This is a genomic window from Trebonia sp., assembly GCF_030042015.1.
Lineage (GTDB): Bacteria > Actinomycetota > Actinomycetes > Streptosporangiales > Streptosporangiaceae > Trebonia.
Window position 1 is genome coordinate 1 of sequence record NZ_JASIAL010000260.1, and the last position, 15,877, is coordinate 15,877.

Here is a 15,877-nt window from a genome sequence, read left to right on the forward strand (position 1 = left end):
CCGGGCCGTTGACCACGACGAACGGGGCGGTCCCCGTGGTCGACTGCCAGATCGACCTGGTCACCATGCCGTCCTTGAGGAACGAGTCCCAGGCGGCGAGCACGACGGGGAAGTACTCAGGCAGGCAGCCGGCCAGCGCGGCGTTGATCGCCGCCAGCCGCACGGTCAGGTTCTTGTTGAGGTGCGGCATGGGGATGAGCACCTCGGCCAGGTCGCGGCTCGTGGTCGCGAGGAACTCCGCGAGGTAGCTCTCGGTGACCGGGACGACCGGCAGCCCGTCCGTCCAGCCGCGTTCCGTGTAATAGTCCATCGCACGGCGTACCTCGGCCGGGTCGGCCAGCGGCGCGTCGTCGATGACGGGCGGCTCCGCGTTGGCTTCCTCAGGGGCTGCCATGATGACCTACTCCTTTCCCGTTGGCACAGACCAGCCGGCCTTCCCTGTACTTCCCCTCAGTCCGCCGGCCGGATTGTCAGTCCCGCGCCGAGCACCCTGATGATCTCCGGCAGCGCGTTCTCGGCGATCTCGTCGATCTCCCTTTCCGTGCGGCTGGCGATCGGGTGCGGCAACGCCACGTACTGGTAGCCGGGGAACCCGAGAGAGTTCGCCATCGCCTCGGCGGTGATACGGAAGGCATCCGTGCAGAGGCTGACAGCGGGGATGCCGGCCCGCTCCAGCACGATCCCATCGGCCAAACTGGCCGCGCTGCACGAGCCTCAATCCCCGATCGCCGCGACCGCGAAGTCGCAGTTGTGCAGCATCTGCTGGACCACGGACTCCTCGACAGGGGTGCCGAAGTACCCCTTCTGGAACATCCGGATCTCCCTGACGCCGTACCGCTCCTGCAGCTCGCGGCCGACGGCGCGCAGGACGACGGCGCCGTTCGGCTTGGTGTTGTCGAGCAGGCCGACGGTCAGGCCCTTGAGGGACTGCGGCCGGGGGGCCAGCGAGGTGTTGGTGGTCCGCTCGCTGTCCCCGGTGGGGTCGATGAGCCGTTCTCGCATCAGTTCTCGCCTTTCCCCCGCACAAGTTCCAGCGCCCTGGCGACCACGCCGGCCACCGTCAGCCCGTAGAACTCGTACAGTTCCGCGGGCACGCCCACCTCTAGGTCCTTGTCCGGCAGCGCGGCCTGTTTCAGGTCCACGGCGAGCTTGTGCCGCGCCACCGTCTCGGCGACGATGCTGCCGAGGCCGCCGATCTCGATGTGGTCCTCGATCGTGAGCACCTTGCCCGTGCGGCTTGCGCTGGCCACGATGGCTGCCTCGTCGTACGGCTTGAGGTAGGCGGCGTCGTACACGTCGGCGCTGACGCCGTGCTGATCGTGCAGCACCCTGGCCGCCTGCACCGCGAGCCCGACCCCCATGCCGTGGCCCGCGAGCGTGACATCCGTGCCTTCCCGCAGCCGCGGCCACTGGCCGTAGCTGAACTCGGGCACCTCGTCGTAGACCGGGTCGGTGGCCTCGGCGATCCGGATGTACACCGGACCGGGCAGATCGGCGGTCGAGCGCATCAGGCTGAGCACGGAATTGGAGTCGGCGGGTGCCACCACGGTCGTGTTGGCCATCATTCGCGCGATCGCGATGTCCTCGACCGCGTAGTGGCTGGTCCCGAAGTAGCCCATGGCCAGGCCCGACAGCCTGCCGACGAGGCGGACCGGCAGGTGGTTGTAGTCGGCGTCGGTGCGCAGCTGCTCGGCGCACTTCAAGACGCCAAAGGGCGCCATCGAGTAGATGTACGGGACGAACCCGCAGGCCGCCATGCCCGCGGCGAGCGAGACCGAGTTCGTCTCGGCGATGCCGAGCTCGATGTAGCGCTCGGGGAAGGCCGTGCGGAATTCGGCGAGCACGTTGGACAGGTCCGCGGTCAGGGTGACGATCCGCTCGTCCTCGGCGGCGAGCTCCGTGATGGCGTAGCCGGAGGGGTTCGCCTTGAGTGCGGTGTCCCGGTCGATGTCGCTGAAGACGTCGACCATTTTTACCTGTTGGCGCTGATCTGGCCTGTTGGCAGAGACCAGCCGGCCAGCCGGCTTGCGTTCGGCCATTAGATCCTCCCGGCGTTCACTGGGGGCTCCCTGCGGCGAACTCCATCCGCGCGCTGATCTCCGCGACGACGTCCGCCTGCTGCTCGGGGGTGAGCAGGCCCAGGTGCCAGGCCTGCGGCTGCTTTTCCATCATGTCGACGCCGTGCCCCTTGCGGGTCCGCGCGATCACGCACACCGGCTGCCCGCTCGCGCTGTCCGGCAGCGCCTCGAACGTCCGCCGCAGGGCGGCGACGTCGTGCCCGTCCACCTCGCGCACCGCCCAGCCGAACGCGCTGAACCGCTCGGGCAGCGGCTCGATCGTCATCGCTTGTGAGGTCGGCCCGCTGCCGGAGAACCCGTTGGCGTCCACGATCGCTACCAGGTTGCCGAGGTTGTAGTGCCCGGCGGCCATGGCGGCCTCCCAGACCTGGCCCTCCTGCAGCTCGCCGTCGCCGGTGAGCACGAACGTCCGGTAGTCGCGGCCCGACAGCCTGGCGGCCAGCGCCATGCCGGTGCCGACCGACAGGTTGTGGCCCAGGGATCCTGAGCTGAAGTCAATGCCGGGTGCCAGCTTCATGTTGGGGTGGTCGTTCACCGGTGAGCCGACCTTGCCGAACTGCTTGAGCCACTCCTTCGGGTAGTAGCCGAGGTCGGCGAGCACCGGCCAGAGCCCGGTGGCGACGTGCCCCTTGCCGAGCAGGAACCGGTCGCGGTCCGGCCAGTCCGGCTCGCCGGGGCGGAGCCGGAGCGTGTGGTAGTACAGCGTCGCGAAGATTTCCGCGCTGGAGAACGTGCTCGAGTAGTGGCCAAGCCCTGCCCGAGCGATCAGCTCAACGGTCTGCAGCCGGATCCAGTCCGCCCTGCGCAGCAGCTCCGCGTCCGTAACTGGGCGCCCCCGTTCAAGCGTGGCCGGCGGGGTTCCTGCCGTGGCGCCGCCGTTCGCCTGATGGCTGTCATCGACCATGCGCACTCGCTCTCTCGTGTTGCTTGCCGGCACGGACCAGCCGGTGCTTGCCGGCACAGGACTTGCCTGTTGGCACAGACCAGCCGGCCGGTCGGCCAGCCTGCCAGCCGGGCTCCGTCGCAGTCGCTGCTGACCCGCAACGACATCGCCAGCGTAAGTTCCGGCGATCTTGTTGACAATATGCTCATTGAGCAGCGGTGCTCGCAATTGCCTGTGCCCACCCACAGCGTTAGCCCGAGGGGTTGTGTCCCTTCATCGGGCATATGGCACTCGCATCGGGGTTATTTATAGCCCCCATAAGTGTCATGGATATAGACGTTCTTTGAAGACGCTTTCGGAAGTTTGTGCTCCGGATACAGGTGGGGCATATTTCATATTCCGATAGCGCGGTGATCGGCATACGTCCGGCACGTCGGCCCAGATCCCGGCGGACTGTGGCCGAGCACAGCTTCCCATGGTGCGAACTTTGAGCATCACGATAGTGACCAGAATGATACGCGATCATGTTGACGGTGATGTTGACAATCTTGCTGACCGGGATCAAGTCTTTGACCAAGCGCCGACGCTGCACGTGCATGCCCACGCACGTGGCGGGCGGCGCAGGCATCCGGAACATCAGTATGAAGGTCTTGTCAAGGCCGCGCGAGGAGTGCTTTGATGAGGCGGCTTCTGGTACAGAGGTGAGCAGACATGACCAATGTGGTGCATGGTGAGAGAGGGGGAGACGTGCGCAAACCTAAAGCTAGACTCCTGCGCCGATATGCGATTCCGGTGCTGGTAGTTGTCGGCCTGGGCCTGGTGGGATGTTCGTCAAGCAGCTCGTCGAGCAGCTCCACTACCCCGACGACCACGCCGACGTCCTCAAGCAGCCCGTCGTCGAGCGTGAACCTCTCCGCGCTCGCCAGCGCGGTGAACGCGGCCGCGGCGGTGCCGAACTTCAGCACCTACGCGGCGCAGTACGGCGGCACTGTGCCGAACACCTCGAACCTCAAGGGCAAGAAGATCATGATCTTGCCAGGCGACAGCGCGCTGGCCGCGTGCACGGAGATCGCACAGGCGGACGCCGCGATCGCCAGCGACCTAGGCATGGTGCCGACGATCTTCGCCAACTCGGGCCTGGAATCCCAGTACACCTCCGCCATCGAGGACGCGATCCACGGCGGATACGCGGCGATCGACGCGGGGTGCGACTTCGACCCGACACTGGTCGCGCCCGCGCTCAAGACGGCCGAGAAGGACGGCATTGTCGTGGCCGTCTACGGGGCGACCCAGCAGGAGGCCGCGCAGAGCGGTGTCACCTACAACAACGTTGACCCCTACGCGCTTGACGGCACGTATGCGGCCGAGGAGGCGGTCGTCCAGCACAACGGCCAGCCGTTCCAGGCCATCGCGATCACGTCGAACGCGGCGCCGGCCACGGCGATCATGCAGGGCGCACTGACGAGCGAGCTGGCCAAGATCTGCCCCAAGTGCACGGTGACCGACTACGACGTCGAGGTGCCGCAATGGACGACGGACATCGCCAGCACGGTGACGTCCGCGCTGCTGGCGCATCCGGACGTGACCGTCATCTTCCCGGACTACGCCGGGATGCTGACCTACATGATGGCGGGCATCGAGGCCGCGCACAAAACCAGCACGGTGAAGACGTACCTCGCTTTCGGTGGCGGCACGCCCTTCATCAAGCTGCAGACCGTCCAGCCGGGCGCCAGCGTCATTCAGCAGGACATCGGCGGTTATCCGCCGTGGACGGGATACCTGCTGTTCCTGCAGACCGCCCGCGCGCTGGAGAAGCTGGCTCCCATCTCGTACAACGACGCCATCGGCCCCGACCGGATAGCCACCCCGCAGAACGCCGTCAACGTTCTCGAAACCGGCGGCTGGGGAACAAGCTGGGTCAACGGCTTCCGCGCTCTGCTGGGGCTGCCGGCCCTGTCGGGCAGCGCGCTGACCAACGCGTCAACGCTCAACGGCGCGATGACCGGCACGCCCTGACACCGGTCCTGAGGGCGGGCAGCAGCCCGGCCAGCCGGCCAGCCGGCCGCCCGGGCTGCTGCCCGCTCCAGGGAACATCCCATTGACCAGGAAGGAGGCGTGCGTTGCCGGAGCGAGCGTCAGCTCCCTCAGCGGTCGAGCTGCGTGACATCTCCAAGAATTTCGGCAGCAACCGGGCGCTGGACAGCGTGGACCTCCACATCGGTCACGGTGAGGTGGTCGGGCTCGTCGGGCAGAACGGTTCGGGCAAGTCGACGCTCGTGAAGATCCTGGCCGGAGTCTACGAACCGGAACCGGGCGGTCGCATGCTCGTGGGCGGCGAGGAGGTCTCGTTTCCGCTGGCTCCCGGTCAGGCGAGCGGGATCGGGCTCAGCTTCGTGTACCAGAACCTGGCGCTGGCGGGGGGGCTGACCGTCTTGGAGAACCTGACGCTCGGCCAGCGAATCGGTGGCGGCGCGCGGGGGCTGGCACCGATCAACTGGCGTCGGGAGCACCGGAGCGCCGCCGCCGTTCTTGACCGCTACCAGGTCAGCCTCGACCTCGACCGGCGGACCGGCGAGCTGCAGCCGGTCGATCAGGCGCGGCTCGCGATCGTCCGGGCCGCGGAAGACCTCCGCAAGTACCGGGCGCGTAGCGGTTACAGGCACTCGGTGCTCGTCCTTGACGAGCCGACCGTGTTCCTCCCCGAAGAGGAAGTCGACCGCCTCTTCGACCTCATCAGGGCAATCGTGGCCGAGGGCGCGGCCGTGCTGTTCATCTCACACGACCTGGTCGCGGTCCGCTCGATCGCCGACCGTGTCGTCGTGCTCAGGGACGGGCGGGTCGTCGCCGAGGTGCCGAAGGGCGAGATCGACGAGAGCGAGCTGGTCGACCTCATCGTCGGGATACCGGTGCGGCCGGGAGTCCCCGAGAACGGCCCGGCGGGAGGGGCGCGCGCTGGCGGGGTTCGTGCCGGCCGGGTAAGCGAGACGGGGCTCGCTGGTACGGAAGGCGCGCCGGGGACGGGCCAGAACGTCGTGGTCGAGCACCTGGCCGGCGGGCGGCTGGCGGACCTGTCGTTCGAGATCGGTGCCGGGGAGATCCTCGGTGTGGCCGGCCTCATCGGCTCGGGTGCCGAGGACCTGCCGTACCAGCTGTTCGGCGCACACCCGGTCGCCAGCGGTACGCTGCGGCTCGGGGCGCGGACACTGCATGCCGACCGGCTCAGCCCCCAGCGCAGCGTGCGGGAGCACATCGCCCTCGTCCCCGCGGACCGCCAGGTGCTTGGCTTGAGCGAACGGCTCGAACTGTGGGAGAACATCGTCATGCTAGTCGAAGACGAGCATTACCGAGGTGGCGTCTTCCACCGCGGCGAGCTCGTGTCGATCGCGCGCGAGGCTGTCGATCGGTTCGTGATCCGGCCGCCGCTGGCGAACGCGATCACCGCGACCTTCTCGGGTGGCAACCAGCAGAAGGCGCTGCTCGCCAAGTGGCTGATCGCGCAGCCGCGGCTGCTGCTGCTGCATGAGCCGACCCAAGGGGTCGACGTCGGCGCCAGGAGGGACATCTACCGGTTCGTGAAGGCAGCCGCCGCCATGGATCAGACGGCGGTGCTGTGGGTGACGACGGACTTCGGGGAGCTCGCGGAGGTCTGCGACAGGGTGATCGTCCTCTCGCAAGGACGGCAGGTCGCCACGCTGGCCAGAGAAGAGCTGAGCGACGACACAATCACCGCCGCAGCCCTGCGGCAGACCAGGCCGGCTGACTCGGGCCAACAGGAGAGTCCGGCTGGTCTGGGCCAACACGGAAGAGAGGTCAGATGAGCGCCCCACAGGGAGCCGCTCCCGTCGAAACCGAAACCGGCCGTCAGCAGGAGCAGGCAGCGCAGGCTCGGCCCTCGGTGGGCCGGCGCCTGGGACTCCAGCGGTACGGGATCCTCATCGTCTTCGCCGCCATGGTCCTCGGGTTCGGGCTGTATATCCCCTCGACGTTCCTGTCGATGGGCAATCTTTCCAACATCCTCGGCTCCCAGGCGGTGCTGTTCATCCTCGTGGTGGCCGTGCTGCTGCCGACCATCATGGGCGACTTCGTCGACCTGTCGCTTGGCGCGTCGCTTGGCCTGTCCGCGATGACCGTGGCCGTGCTCAACGTGAACGACGGATGGAATGTGGGCCTTGCCTGCCTGGCGGGGATCGGCGTGGCGCTTGTGGTCGGCCTGGTCAACGTCTTCTTCGTCGTGTACTTCGACAACGACCCGTTCATCGTGACGCTCGGCACGATGACGATCGTGTCGGGAGTCATCTACATCATCTCCGGGGCCAACACTGTCGGGATCGTCTCGACAAACCTGTCCAACTGGATCTACGGCAACGACTTCCTGTCGATTCCGCTGGAGTTCTACTACGGTCTGGCTATCTTCCTCGTCGTCTGGTACGTGCTCAGCTTCACGCCTGCCGGGCAGAAGGCCCTCGTGATCGGGCAGTCGCGCGAGGTGGCGCGGCTGACCGGCGTGCGGGTAAACCGCATGCGGTCCTGGGCCTTCATCCTCGCGGCGGGCATCGCAGGGATCGCCGGGATCGCCTACGCGGGCACCAACGGGGGGGTCGACCCGACGGCAGGCAGCGCCCTGATCCTCCCGGCCTACGCGGCGGTCTTCCTCGGGGCGACCGCGATCAGGCCAGGCCGCATCAACGCGCTCGGCGCCTTCGTGGCGGTCTACTTCCTGGCGACGGGTACGGCGGGACTTGAGCTGCTCGGCGCGCAGAGCTACATCCAGCAGATCTTCTACGGCGCCGCGCTGGTCGTGGCGGTCACGATGCCGAAGGTGACGCGCGACCGCATCTTCAAGAGGAGGCGGTCCGCCTGAGACGTGCCCCTTTGTCGCGGCCGCCGCGGAGGCATGCGTGAGCCCCGAGCCCGCCGGCCACCGTACCGGCGAGGCCGGCGGGGTCGGCGCCTTCCTGGCCAGCCTGTTCGACGTGCGGAACCAGGTTGCGCTGGTCACCGGGGGAGCGTCTGGGCTCGGTTACGCGTTCGCGTCGGTCCTGGCCGATTGCGGCGCGGCCGTGGTCGTCGCCGACTGGAACGCCGAACGCCTGGAGAAGGCGGTCACGTCGCTCAGGGACCCCGCGGGCGCGGCCGTCACGGCGGCGCCGCTTGACGTCAGCGACGCGGCCGCCGTGCAGGCGCTCGCCGACGACATCGTCGCCGAACACGGTCGCATCGACATCGCGTTCGCCAACGCGGGCGTGGCACGCGGCCGCCCGCCGCTGCTGGCCGAGGGCACGATCGATGAGTTCGACATGGACGACTACTACGGGCTGATCGACGTGAACCTGCACGGCGTGGTGCACACGATCCGGGCCGCGGCGGCTCCGATGAAACGCCAGCGGTCCGGCAGCATCATCGTCACCGCGTCGACCGCGGGCGTCCGCAACGACCCCTTCACCCCGTACTCCTACACGGTGGCCAAGGCCGGCGTGATCAACTTCATGAAGCAGGCCGCGCATGACCTGGCGCGCTGGAACGTGCGGGTCAACGCGATCGCGCCAGGGCCGTTCAAGACGAACCTGGGCGGCGGCGGCCCGATGCCGCCAGAGGCCGAAGCGCGGTGGAACTCGGTCATCCCGCTCGGCCGGATGGGCGACCCGGCCGAGATCCGCGGCCTGGCCCTGCTGCTCGCGTCCAAGGCCGGGAGCTTCATGACAGGCGGCGTGTACCCGATCGACGGCGGCGCCCTCCTGCAAGGCCCGTCCCTCCCGCCCCCGGCGTAAGCGGCCGCTTCTCGCTGACGCGACGACTGTCTTCACTGGCGTTGAAGCCGAGGCTCCCGGTCTCTCGCTGCGCGGCATCGGCAGCCTGAAGGTGGCAAAACTCATCACAATGTGGACATGCGTGAAGCCTATCGCGGAGCTTGCCAAGCCCGAACCCATCCCGGGTAACAAAACCCAGTTCACCGCCACCTGGCTAGCCTTCGGCCACGTCGACGCTCCGAGTACCTGCACGTTCCCGGAACTTTCGCCATAACGAAACCCCCTATGCTGTACTCCGTCTCCGTCCGACTCCGCACGCCGATGACCTGGGGTGCTGGTCACCGTCGCGATCAGGTGAGAAAATGCGGTCATGGCGGGTTACCCGGACAACCCGGCACGCCAGTTCGCCGCGGCCTGGCGGGCGGCCGCTGCCGCGCTGGGCCAGTGGCGCAAGGACGTGTCGGCAGCGACGGCCGAGGCTTTTGACAAGCTCGATCCGGCCCTCCGCGACGCACTGGAAGCCGCCCGCACGGCGCTTGCCGGGAACTGGGGTCTCTGCCGGTGCCCGTGCGCCACGGCGCATCCGCAGGACAAGGACGTGTGCGACGGCCACGCCGTGCTGACCAGGCGAGTGGCCGAGGCGGACATGCCGCTGTGCGCACCCTGCGCGGTGGCCCAGGGCGTCGCCGAAATGTCCCGCTAGGCCTGGGCACCGGGCGCACGGACATGACCAGGGACTGGCCAGCGCGGGACGGCTGGTGACGTCCCGTCTCACCCGGCGGCCGGGCGGCCCGGCGCGGCTGCGGGCGCTGCTTGAGTCCGGCCAGCTCATCGTGGCGCCCGGTGCGTTCGATCCGCTGTCGGCCCGGCTGGTGGAGGAGGCCGGGTTCCCCGCGGTGTACATGACCGGGTTCGGGACCTCGGCGGCCCTCATCGGGCGTCCGGACGTGGGCCTGCTGACCATGACCGAGATGGCAGGCAACGCCGGGCGGATCGCGGCATGCGTGGACATCCCCGTCATCGCCGACGCGGACACCGGCTACGGCAACCCGCTCAACGTGATCCGCACCGTCGGGGCCTACGAGGCGGCCGGGGTCGCCGGGATCCACATCGAGGACCAGGTGGCCCCGAAGAAGTGCGGCCACATGGACGGCAAGCTGGTCATCCCGGCCGAGGAGATGGCAGAAAAGGTCCGGGCGGCAGCCGAGGCCCGCACGCAGCCGGAGTTCGTGATCATCGCCCGGACCGACGCGCGGGCGGTGGAAGGCCTGGAGCGCTCCCTGGAGCGCGCTCGGGTGTACCGCGAGGCCGGGGCCGACGCGCTGTTCATCGAGGCCCTGACCAGCGAGGCAGAAGCCGAGGAGGCGGCACGAACCTTTCCCGGGGTGCCCCTGCTTTTCAACTGGGCGGAGGGGGGCAAGACGCCGCCGATCAGCCTGGACCGGCTGGCGGAGCTGGGATACCGGATCGTCATCTTCCCCATCAGCACATTGCTCGCGGCTACCGGGGCCATGCGGCGGATACTGCACGAGATTGCCCGGGCGGGCACACCCGCGCAGGCGATGAGCGAACTGCCCACGTTCGCGGAATTCCTCGATTTCATCGGGCTGCCCCAGGTGCGCGAGGCCGAACAGCGGTACGCCGTCAAACCCCGCCCCGAGTTACCTGGTCGACGCCGGGTTATAGCCAGATAGGGTCATGTGGCCCGCGTCTACCGGGATCGTCACGCCGGTCACGCTCGCTGCCAGATCGGAGTTGAGGTAGAGCGCGGTGTCGGCGATCACCTGGGGATCCAGGAACGATGCGCCCCGCAGCAGGGTGTAGTGGTGGCCGGCCTCGGTCATGTCGTCCTCGGTGCCGCCAGGGTGCCCGGCGAACATGTCAAGCGCGCCCTGATGGCTGGTCATCGGCGTCTTGATCGCGCCGGGGCTGATGGCGTTGCAGCGGATGCCGTACGGGGCCAGTTCCAGCGCGATGTTCTTCATCAGCCCGATGACGCCGTGCTTGGCGGCCACGTAATGCGCGGTGTACTGCCCGGCCTCAAGGCCGTTGACCGACGCGATCAGCACGATCGAGCCGCGGCGCCGCTCGATCATGTGCGGGGCAACAGCCTTGGCGGACTTCCACACGCCGGTGAGGTTGACGGCGATCATCTCCTCCCACTGGTCGTCGGTGAGCTCCCAGAACGAGCCGAGGGTCCAGATGCCGGCGTTCGCGATGAGGATGTCGATCTTGCCGAATTCCGCGATCCCGGCCGCCACCGCCGCGTCGATCTCCCGCGAAGACCGCACATCGGCCTTGACGGCGACCGCCCGCCGGTCATGCGCCTCGACCAGGCGCACCGTCTCCTCGAGGTCCGCCTTGTCCGCGAGCTTGTACGGGACGGTCGGCAACTGGTCGAGCACGTCGATGACGATCACGTCCGCACCCTCGCGCGCGCAGGTCACCGCGTGCGCGCGGCCCTGCCCCCTGGCCCCTCCGGTGATGAGGGCCACCTTGCCGTCAAGCATTCCCATCGCGGTACTCCCTGTTTCTAAGCGGACACGTGGTCACGCCACGAATGGCGCGGCTCGTAGCCGAGCACCCTGCGGGCGCGGTCAACCGACAGCAGCGTGCCGAACTCCCCGACGGGGCTGGTCAGCGGAACGCCGGGGAACACCGACGCCATCAGGTCCGCCGACGGCTTGTTCATCACCGTGTCCGCCGCGGCGATGATGAACGACGGGCTCCCGGCCACCGCCCGCGCATCCGCCTCAAGCGCCAGGCGACAGGACAGCGCCACATCCCGCTCGTCGACATATCCCCACAGGTTCCACTTCCGTTCCCGCGGGTCAGCCCAGAAGGACGGGAACTCGTGGTAGTCCCCTGGCGACCAGATATTGGAAAATCGCAAGGCCACGAAGGGAATCCCGGACCACTGCGCGAAATGCGAGGCGATCGTCTCCGTGGCGACCTTCGACAGGGCGTACGTCGTGGTAGGCACGGGGTAGTGGTCCTCGTCCACCGGCGCGTACCTGGGCGGCACGTCGAACGGCAGGCCGAGCGTGGTCTCGCTCGACGCCCACACCACCCGGGACACGCCCAGCGCGGCCGCCGCCTGGAACACGTTGAAGTTCATCGTCATGTTCGCGTTGAACGTGACCGCAGGGGTGGCGAGCCCTGGCGCCGGGATGTTGGCCAGGTGCACGATGGCGGACGCGCCGCTCAGCGCCTGCACCGCCTGGCCGTAGTCGGTCAGGTCCGCCCGCAGCGCGTCGTCCTCGCCGAACGTGGTGGCAATGTCGGTCGCCGCCACGTCGTACCCGTGCTCTCGCAGTTCCCGGACCACCGCCCTGCCGGCCAGGCCATTCGCGCCGGTCACGCAAATCCGCTGCGCCATCACGATCCTTTCCCGTGCTCGGCCGCCTGCGACCAATGCTGGCACACGGTCTGTCGTCTGCACGCCCGCCCGCCCGGTGTCAGACTCGACGCATGGCACGAGTTCCGCTGGTTCAGGACGACGATGAGGCGGCGCGGCTGAGCGGGATCTTCGACACCTTCAAGGACGAGGGCCGCGATCCGTCGGACATCTTCCGGGCGCTGGCTAATGCCCCGGGACTGATGATGGCGCACCGGGCGCTGCCGCAGGCGCTGCGCGGCCGGGAGAGCTGCCCGCCACGGCTGCGCGAGCTGGCGGTACTGCGGCTGGCGCAGCTCGTCGGCTCTGCCTACGAGTGGAGTCACCACCGCCCGATGGCCCTGGACGCCGGGGTCAGCGCGGACCAGGCGGCCGCGCTGGCGGCCTGGCGTGAATCGCCCGTGTTCGCCGCGGCCGAGCGGCTTGTCCTTGCCGCCGCCGAGGCGGTCCATCAGATGGCGGTGACGGACGAACTGTTCAGCGCGCTGGAAGCCGAACTCGGGCAGCCGGGGGCCATGGAACTCATCGTGGTCGTCAGCCAGTACGAAGCGGTCGCCCGCATCATCCAGGCCCTGGGCGTCGAGGTCGAAGCCGACCACCGGCAGCACCTGATCGACTGGGCGCCCAGCCCGTTAGCCGCGGGTCCAGGTGCGGCCGCCGTCGACGGTGCGCCAGGTCGCGTTGCCGAGGACCAGCCAGCCGTGACTGGCGGTGCTGAAGTCGAGCAGCGGCCCCGTCACCGAGTTCGGCGGAATCTCGATCCGGAAGCTGGAGTGCTGCCAGCTTCGCCCGTTATTGGTGGTCCGGTACAGCGACAGCACCGCCACGCTGGGGTTGCCCGCGTATTGCAGGCCCCAGGCGAAGCCGACCCCGCCGCCAAGCACCTGCACGTTGTCCGCGGGCAGCGAGCTGGACAGCAGCTTCAGCGGGCCGCCGATCGTGACGGCCGCCACCCGCTGGGCGTAGCTGGCGGTCGTGACCACTATCCAGCCGGCCCACGCCCCGGACGGCCCGCCCGTGTACGCGAAGCTGGCCGGGCCAGCCCCGGTGTCGTGGCCGAGCGGCAGCTCGCCGTCCTGGTGCCAGGTCAGGCCGTAATCGCTGGTTGTCCATATCCGCACCGGGGGAATGCCGCCGCTGTCCGCCGCCCAGGGGACCCCGCCCGCCACGGTCAGCAGGAGGCCGTGCCCGTTGGCGGACATCCACGGCCCGTCGATGGCCGCATTGCCCCCGGGCAGGGAGCCGTTGGGCGTCCAGCTTGAGCCGCCGTCCGAGCTTTCGAACAGCTGCCAGGGGGACGCGGAGTCCGGCTGGTAGGTGGCCGCGATACCGTCCCTGGCCGACCAGAAGTCCAGCTGGGTCACCACACCGGGCAGCTCGAAGACCTGGCTCCAGCTGCGCCCGCCGTTGTCTGAGCGCAGGATGGTGCCCGCGTCGGCCGGGTCCTGGGCGGCTAGGGCCGTGGTGCCGGTCACCGCGTCTACCTGGCCGGACGGGGCGGCGGCGGGCAGCAGCTGGGTCCACTCGGCACCGCTGTCGAAGGTCACGGACAGCACACCCTGGTCGCTGATCGCGAAGGCTTCCCGCCCGGTGACCGCCGCCAGCGCGCTGACCTGGGTCAGCTGCCAGGGCGGCAGCTCCTGCCAGGGGGTCACCGGCCCGGGGTACCGGTACAGCAGGCCGAGCGGCGGGGCGCAGGCCCCGCCGTTGCGCCCGACCGCGACCCAGGCGCCGCCGCCGGGGACGGCGGAGAGCACGATCCCGTCGTTGCCGCACTGATCCGGGTAGTCGTCGCCGAGATCCACGGTGCCCCAGGTCCGGCCGCCGTTGCCGCTGCTCAGCAGGTTCGCCACCCCGCACCCTTGCATGGCGCAGCTGAGCGGGTCGAACACCGCGGCCCAGGCGAGCCCGGCCGAGGTGGTGGCGAGGGTGACCCTGACGGCCGGGCTGAGCAGGCCGAGATCGCTGACCGACCCGAGCCCGCGCCAGTGACGGCCGCCGTCCGTGCTGGTGAGGAACTTGACGCTGGGTTCCGGCTGGCTCTTGCCCGCCGGTGCCGGGTACGTCTGCGCGGCCCATAGCTGTCCGGTCGCGGTCGCGGTCGCGAACACGGGGCCGGTGCCGCTGAGCACGGAGGTCCAGTGCGTCCCGCCGTCGCGGCTGACGAGCAGCTGGCCGGGGCAGTGCGTCAGCGCAAGGTCTGCCAGGCAGCTGTCCGACGTGGCGATGCCGAGGCTAGGCGAATAGAACTGAACCTGGTTCACGGCGTCCGGCAGCGTGGCGACCACCCGCCAGCGCTGGCCGCTGTCGGCGGTGGCCAGGAGTTCGCGCCCGCACGCCTGGTGTGCAGGGCAGGCGATCAGCGCCCAGGCGTGCGCGGGGTCGGTGGCGCTGATCGCCAGCGGGCTCCCGGCGCCCTGCCACTGCAGGTGCCAGGTGGAGCCCGCGGTGCCGGTGTGCCAGATCTGCGTGCGGGCCGCGCCGGCCGTCGTACTGCCCAGCACCCAGCCTGCCGATGGGGTGGGGAAGGCCAGGGCGGTGAACGACGGCGCGGGGCTGGCCGAGATCGTAGCGCCGGCCGACGCCGCGGCCGGCGTGGCAGGCGGCCGCGCCCCTGCCTGGGCAGCCGTCGCGGAGAAGGAGGCCGCCGCGAGCAGGGCGCACGCCCCGCCCGCCGCGGCGAGCATGAATCCAAAGCGACGCGGCATCTGCTACCCCCGGATCAGCTGAGCACAAACCGGAACCTTTCGGTTGTGCACTACCTAGACGCCGGATGGGGTCCCGCCGTTGGCGCTTTCTTGCTCCGTGATGCCGGGACAGCCGTCGCGGCTGCCCGTCTAGGCGCTGCGGTCGGCTATGACGTCGCGGACCGCGTCCCTGATCAGCGAGCCGAGTTCGGCGCTTGGGAGGTTGTCGAACGCGTCCCCGGCCATGAACAGCGCCCCGAATACCGTGCCCAGTGAGCACGCCATCCGGACCCGGTCGCGCGGTGACAGCGACGGATCGGAGAGTGCCTGCCGGAACCGTTGCTGGATGTCGTCGTGCTGGTCGTCGTGGTCCTTGCGGTGCAGTTTCTCCAGGGCCGCCTGGTTGCGCTCGTGCAGCAGGAAGATCTTGCGCTGGGCCAGCATCTGATCCAGCAGCTCGTTGAGCACCGCGCCCCAGGTCTGCAGCGTCACGGTCTGGTCCGCCAGGCGTGCCAGCGCCGTGCTGCCGAACTCGTGCAGGCGCATGTGCAGCGCCATCAGGATGTCTTCCTTGGACGCGAAGTGGTAATAGATCGCCGGCTTGCTGATGTGGAGCCGTTCCGCGATCTCGCGCATCGAGGTGCCGTCGAAACCCTGGTCGGTGAACAATTCCAGGGCGACGTCGAGGATCCTTTCGCGCGTCGATGCGCCGGTCTGGTCGCCGTTGCCCAGGTCGCGGCCGGGCTGATCGTCCGGGGCTGTCGTCGCGCTCGCGGCCGCGAGTGCTGCGTCTGCCTGTGTCACGCGACCAGTTTAGCGCCAGGCGGGCCCCTTACCTAACGTTCGGTAGGCGGGTCGTGTATGCTGGCATCGTACTTACCGACCGTTAAGTAGGAGTTATCAATGAGCTGCCAGAGGATGACCGGCGATGGCTGACACGGTGATCGAGGCCGATGGCCTGGTCAAGAATTACGGCGAGACGCGCGCGCTAGCCGGGGTCAGTTTCTCCGTGCCAGCCGGGAGCGTGCTTGGGCTGCTCGGCCCGAACGGGGCCGGGAAGACCACCGCCGTGCGGATCCTGACCA

At 69.0% G+C, this 15,877-nt stretch carries 14 protein-coding genes and 2 pseudogenes; 8 read left to right on the plus strand and 8 right to left on the minus strand.

Annotated elements, in window-relative coordinates:
- From Q1N79_RS14000 to Q1N79_RS14015, 4 genes and pseudogenes are all read right to left on the minus strand, one after another.
- A pseudogene (locus Q1N79_RS14000) lies at positions 1 to 394 on the minus strand (hypothetical protein); the annotation flags it as partial.
- A gap of 56 nt (positions 395 to 450) precedes the next feature.
- Positions 451 to 1,002, minus strand: a complete 552-nt coding sequence (locus Q1N79_RS14005; protein WP_300609159.1) for a UGSC family (seleno)protein — start codon at positions 1,000 to 1,002, stop codon at positions 451 to 453.
- A complete protein-coding gene (locus Q1N79_RS14010) occupies positions 1,002 to 2,039 on the minus strand; it encodes a transketolase C-terminal domain-containing protein (protein WP_300609161.1) in 1,038 nt (345 codons plus the stop codon). Before Q1N79_RS14010 ends, Q1N79_RS14005 begins: the two co-directional genes overlap by 1 nt.
- A 16-nt stretch (positions 2,040 to 2,055) precedes the next feature.
- A complete protein-coding gene (locus tag Q1N79_RS14015) occupies positions 2,056 to 2,982 on the minus strand; it encodes a transketolase (protein ID WP_300609163.1) in 927 nt (308 codons plus the stop codon).
- A 771-nt stretch (positions 2,983 to 3,753) separates the two neighbouring features.
- Between Q1N79_RS14015 and Q1N79_RS14020 the strand changes: the two genes are divergently transcribed.
- The 6 genes from Q1N79_RS14020 to Q1N79_RS14045 all read left to right on the plus strand — a co-directional run bounded on the left by Q1N79_RS14020 (position 3,754) and on the right by Q1N79_RS14045 (position 10,402).
- The gene (locus Q1N79_RS14020; RefSeq protein ID WP_300609165.1) at positions 3,754 to 4,977 is read left to right on the plus strand and encodes a substrate-binding domain-containing protein; all 1,224 of its coding nucleotides are present in this window, start codon (positions 3,754 to 3,756) and stop codon (positions 4,975 to 4,977) included.
- Positions 4,978 to 5,081: 104 nt separating this feature from the next.
- On the plus strand, positions 5,082 to 6,779 hold the full coding sequence (locus Q1N79_RS14025; protein WP_300609167.1) for a sugar ABC transporter ATP-binding protein: 1,698 nt from the start codon (positions 5,082 to 5,084) through the stop codon (positions 6,777 to 6,779).
- Positions 6,776 to 7,822 (plus strand): ABC transporter permease, encoded by a 1,047-nt coding sequence (locus tag Q1N79_RS14030; protein WP_300609169.1) that lies wholly within the window; start codon positions 6,776 to 6,778, stop codon positions 7,820 to 7,822. The genes Q1N79_RS14025 and Q1N79_RS14030 overlap by 4 nt, the downstream gene beginning before the upstream one ends.
- A gap of 37 nt (positions 7,823 to 7,859) precedes the next feature.
- Entirely contained in the window at positions 7,860 to 8,729 is an 870-nt protein-coding gene (locus Q1N79_RS14035; RefSeq protein ID WP_300609171.1) for an SDR family oxidoreductase, read from the plus strand.
- A gap of 349 nt (positions 8,730 to 9,078) precedes the next feature.
- Complete coding sequence (locus Q1N79_RS14040) at positions 9,079 to 9,411, plus strand: hypothetical protein (RefSeq protein WP_300609173.1); 333 nt, start codon at positions 9,079 to 9,081, stop codon at positions 9,409 to 9,411.
- A 55-nt stretch (positions 9,412 to 9,466) separates the two neighbouring features.
- Entirely contained in the window at positions 9,467 to 10,402 is a 936-nt protein-coding gene (locus Q1N79_RS14045) for an oxaloacetate decarboxylase (RefSeq protein ID WP_300609175.1), read from the plus strand.
- Here the strand turns inward: Q1N79_RS14045 and Q1N79_RS14050 are convergent.
- Both Q1N79_RS14050 and Q1N79_RS14055 read right to left on the minus strand, forming a co-directional pair.
- On the minus strand, positions 10,370 to 11,224 hold the full coding sequence (locus Q1N79_RS14050) for a mycofactocin-coupled SDR family oxidoreductase (RefSeq protein ID WP_300609177.1): 855 nt from the start codon (positions 11,222 to 11,224) through the stop codon (positions 10,370 to 10,372). The two genes, Q1N79_RS14045 and Q1N79_RS14050, sit on opposite strands and share 33 nt — an antisense overlap.
- 17 nt (positions 11,225 to 11,241) lie before the next feature.
- Complete coding sequence (locus tag Q1N79_RS14055) at positions 11,242 to 12,087, minus strand: NAD(P)-dependent oxidoreductase (RefSeq protein WP_300609179.1); 846 nt, start codon at positions 12,085 to 12,087, stop codon at positions 11,242 to 11,244.
- A gap of 224 nt (positions 12,088 to 12,311) precedes the next feature.
- Between Q1N79_RS14055 and Q1N79_RS30675 the strand changes: the two are divergent.
- Positions 12,312 to 12,491, plus strand: a pseudogene (locus tag Q1N79_RS30675) (carboxymuconolactone decarboxylase family protein); the annotation flags it as partial.
- A 246-nt stretch (positions 12,492 to 12,737) separates the two neighbouring features.
- Here the strand turns inward: Q1N79_RS30675 and Q1N79_RS14065 are convergent.
- A complete protein-coding gene (locus Q1N79_RS14065; RefSeq protein ID WP_300609183.1) occupies positions 12,738 to 14,813 on the minus strand; it encodes a hypothetical protein in 2,076 nt (691 codons plus the stop codon).
- Between the two features lie 129 nt (positions 14,814 to 14,942).
- Complete coding sequence (locus Q1N79_RS14070; RefSeq protein ID WP_300609185.1) at positions 14,943 to 15,596, minus strand: TetR/AcrR family transcriptional regulator; 654 nt, start codon at positions 15,594 to 15,596, stop codon at positions 14,943 to 14,945.
- A gap of 124 nt (positions 15,597 to 15,720) precedes the next feature.
- Between Q1N79_RS14070 and Q1N79_RS14075 the strand changes: the two genes are divergently transcribed.
- The coding region (locus Q1N79_RS14075; RefSeq protein WP_300609187.1) for an ATP-binding cassette domain-containing protein at positions 15,721 to 15,877 on the plus strand (157 nt) is incomplete at its 3' end.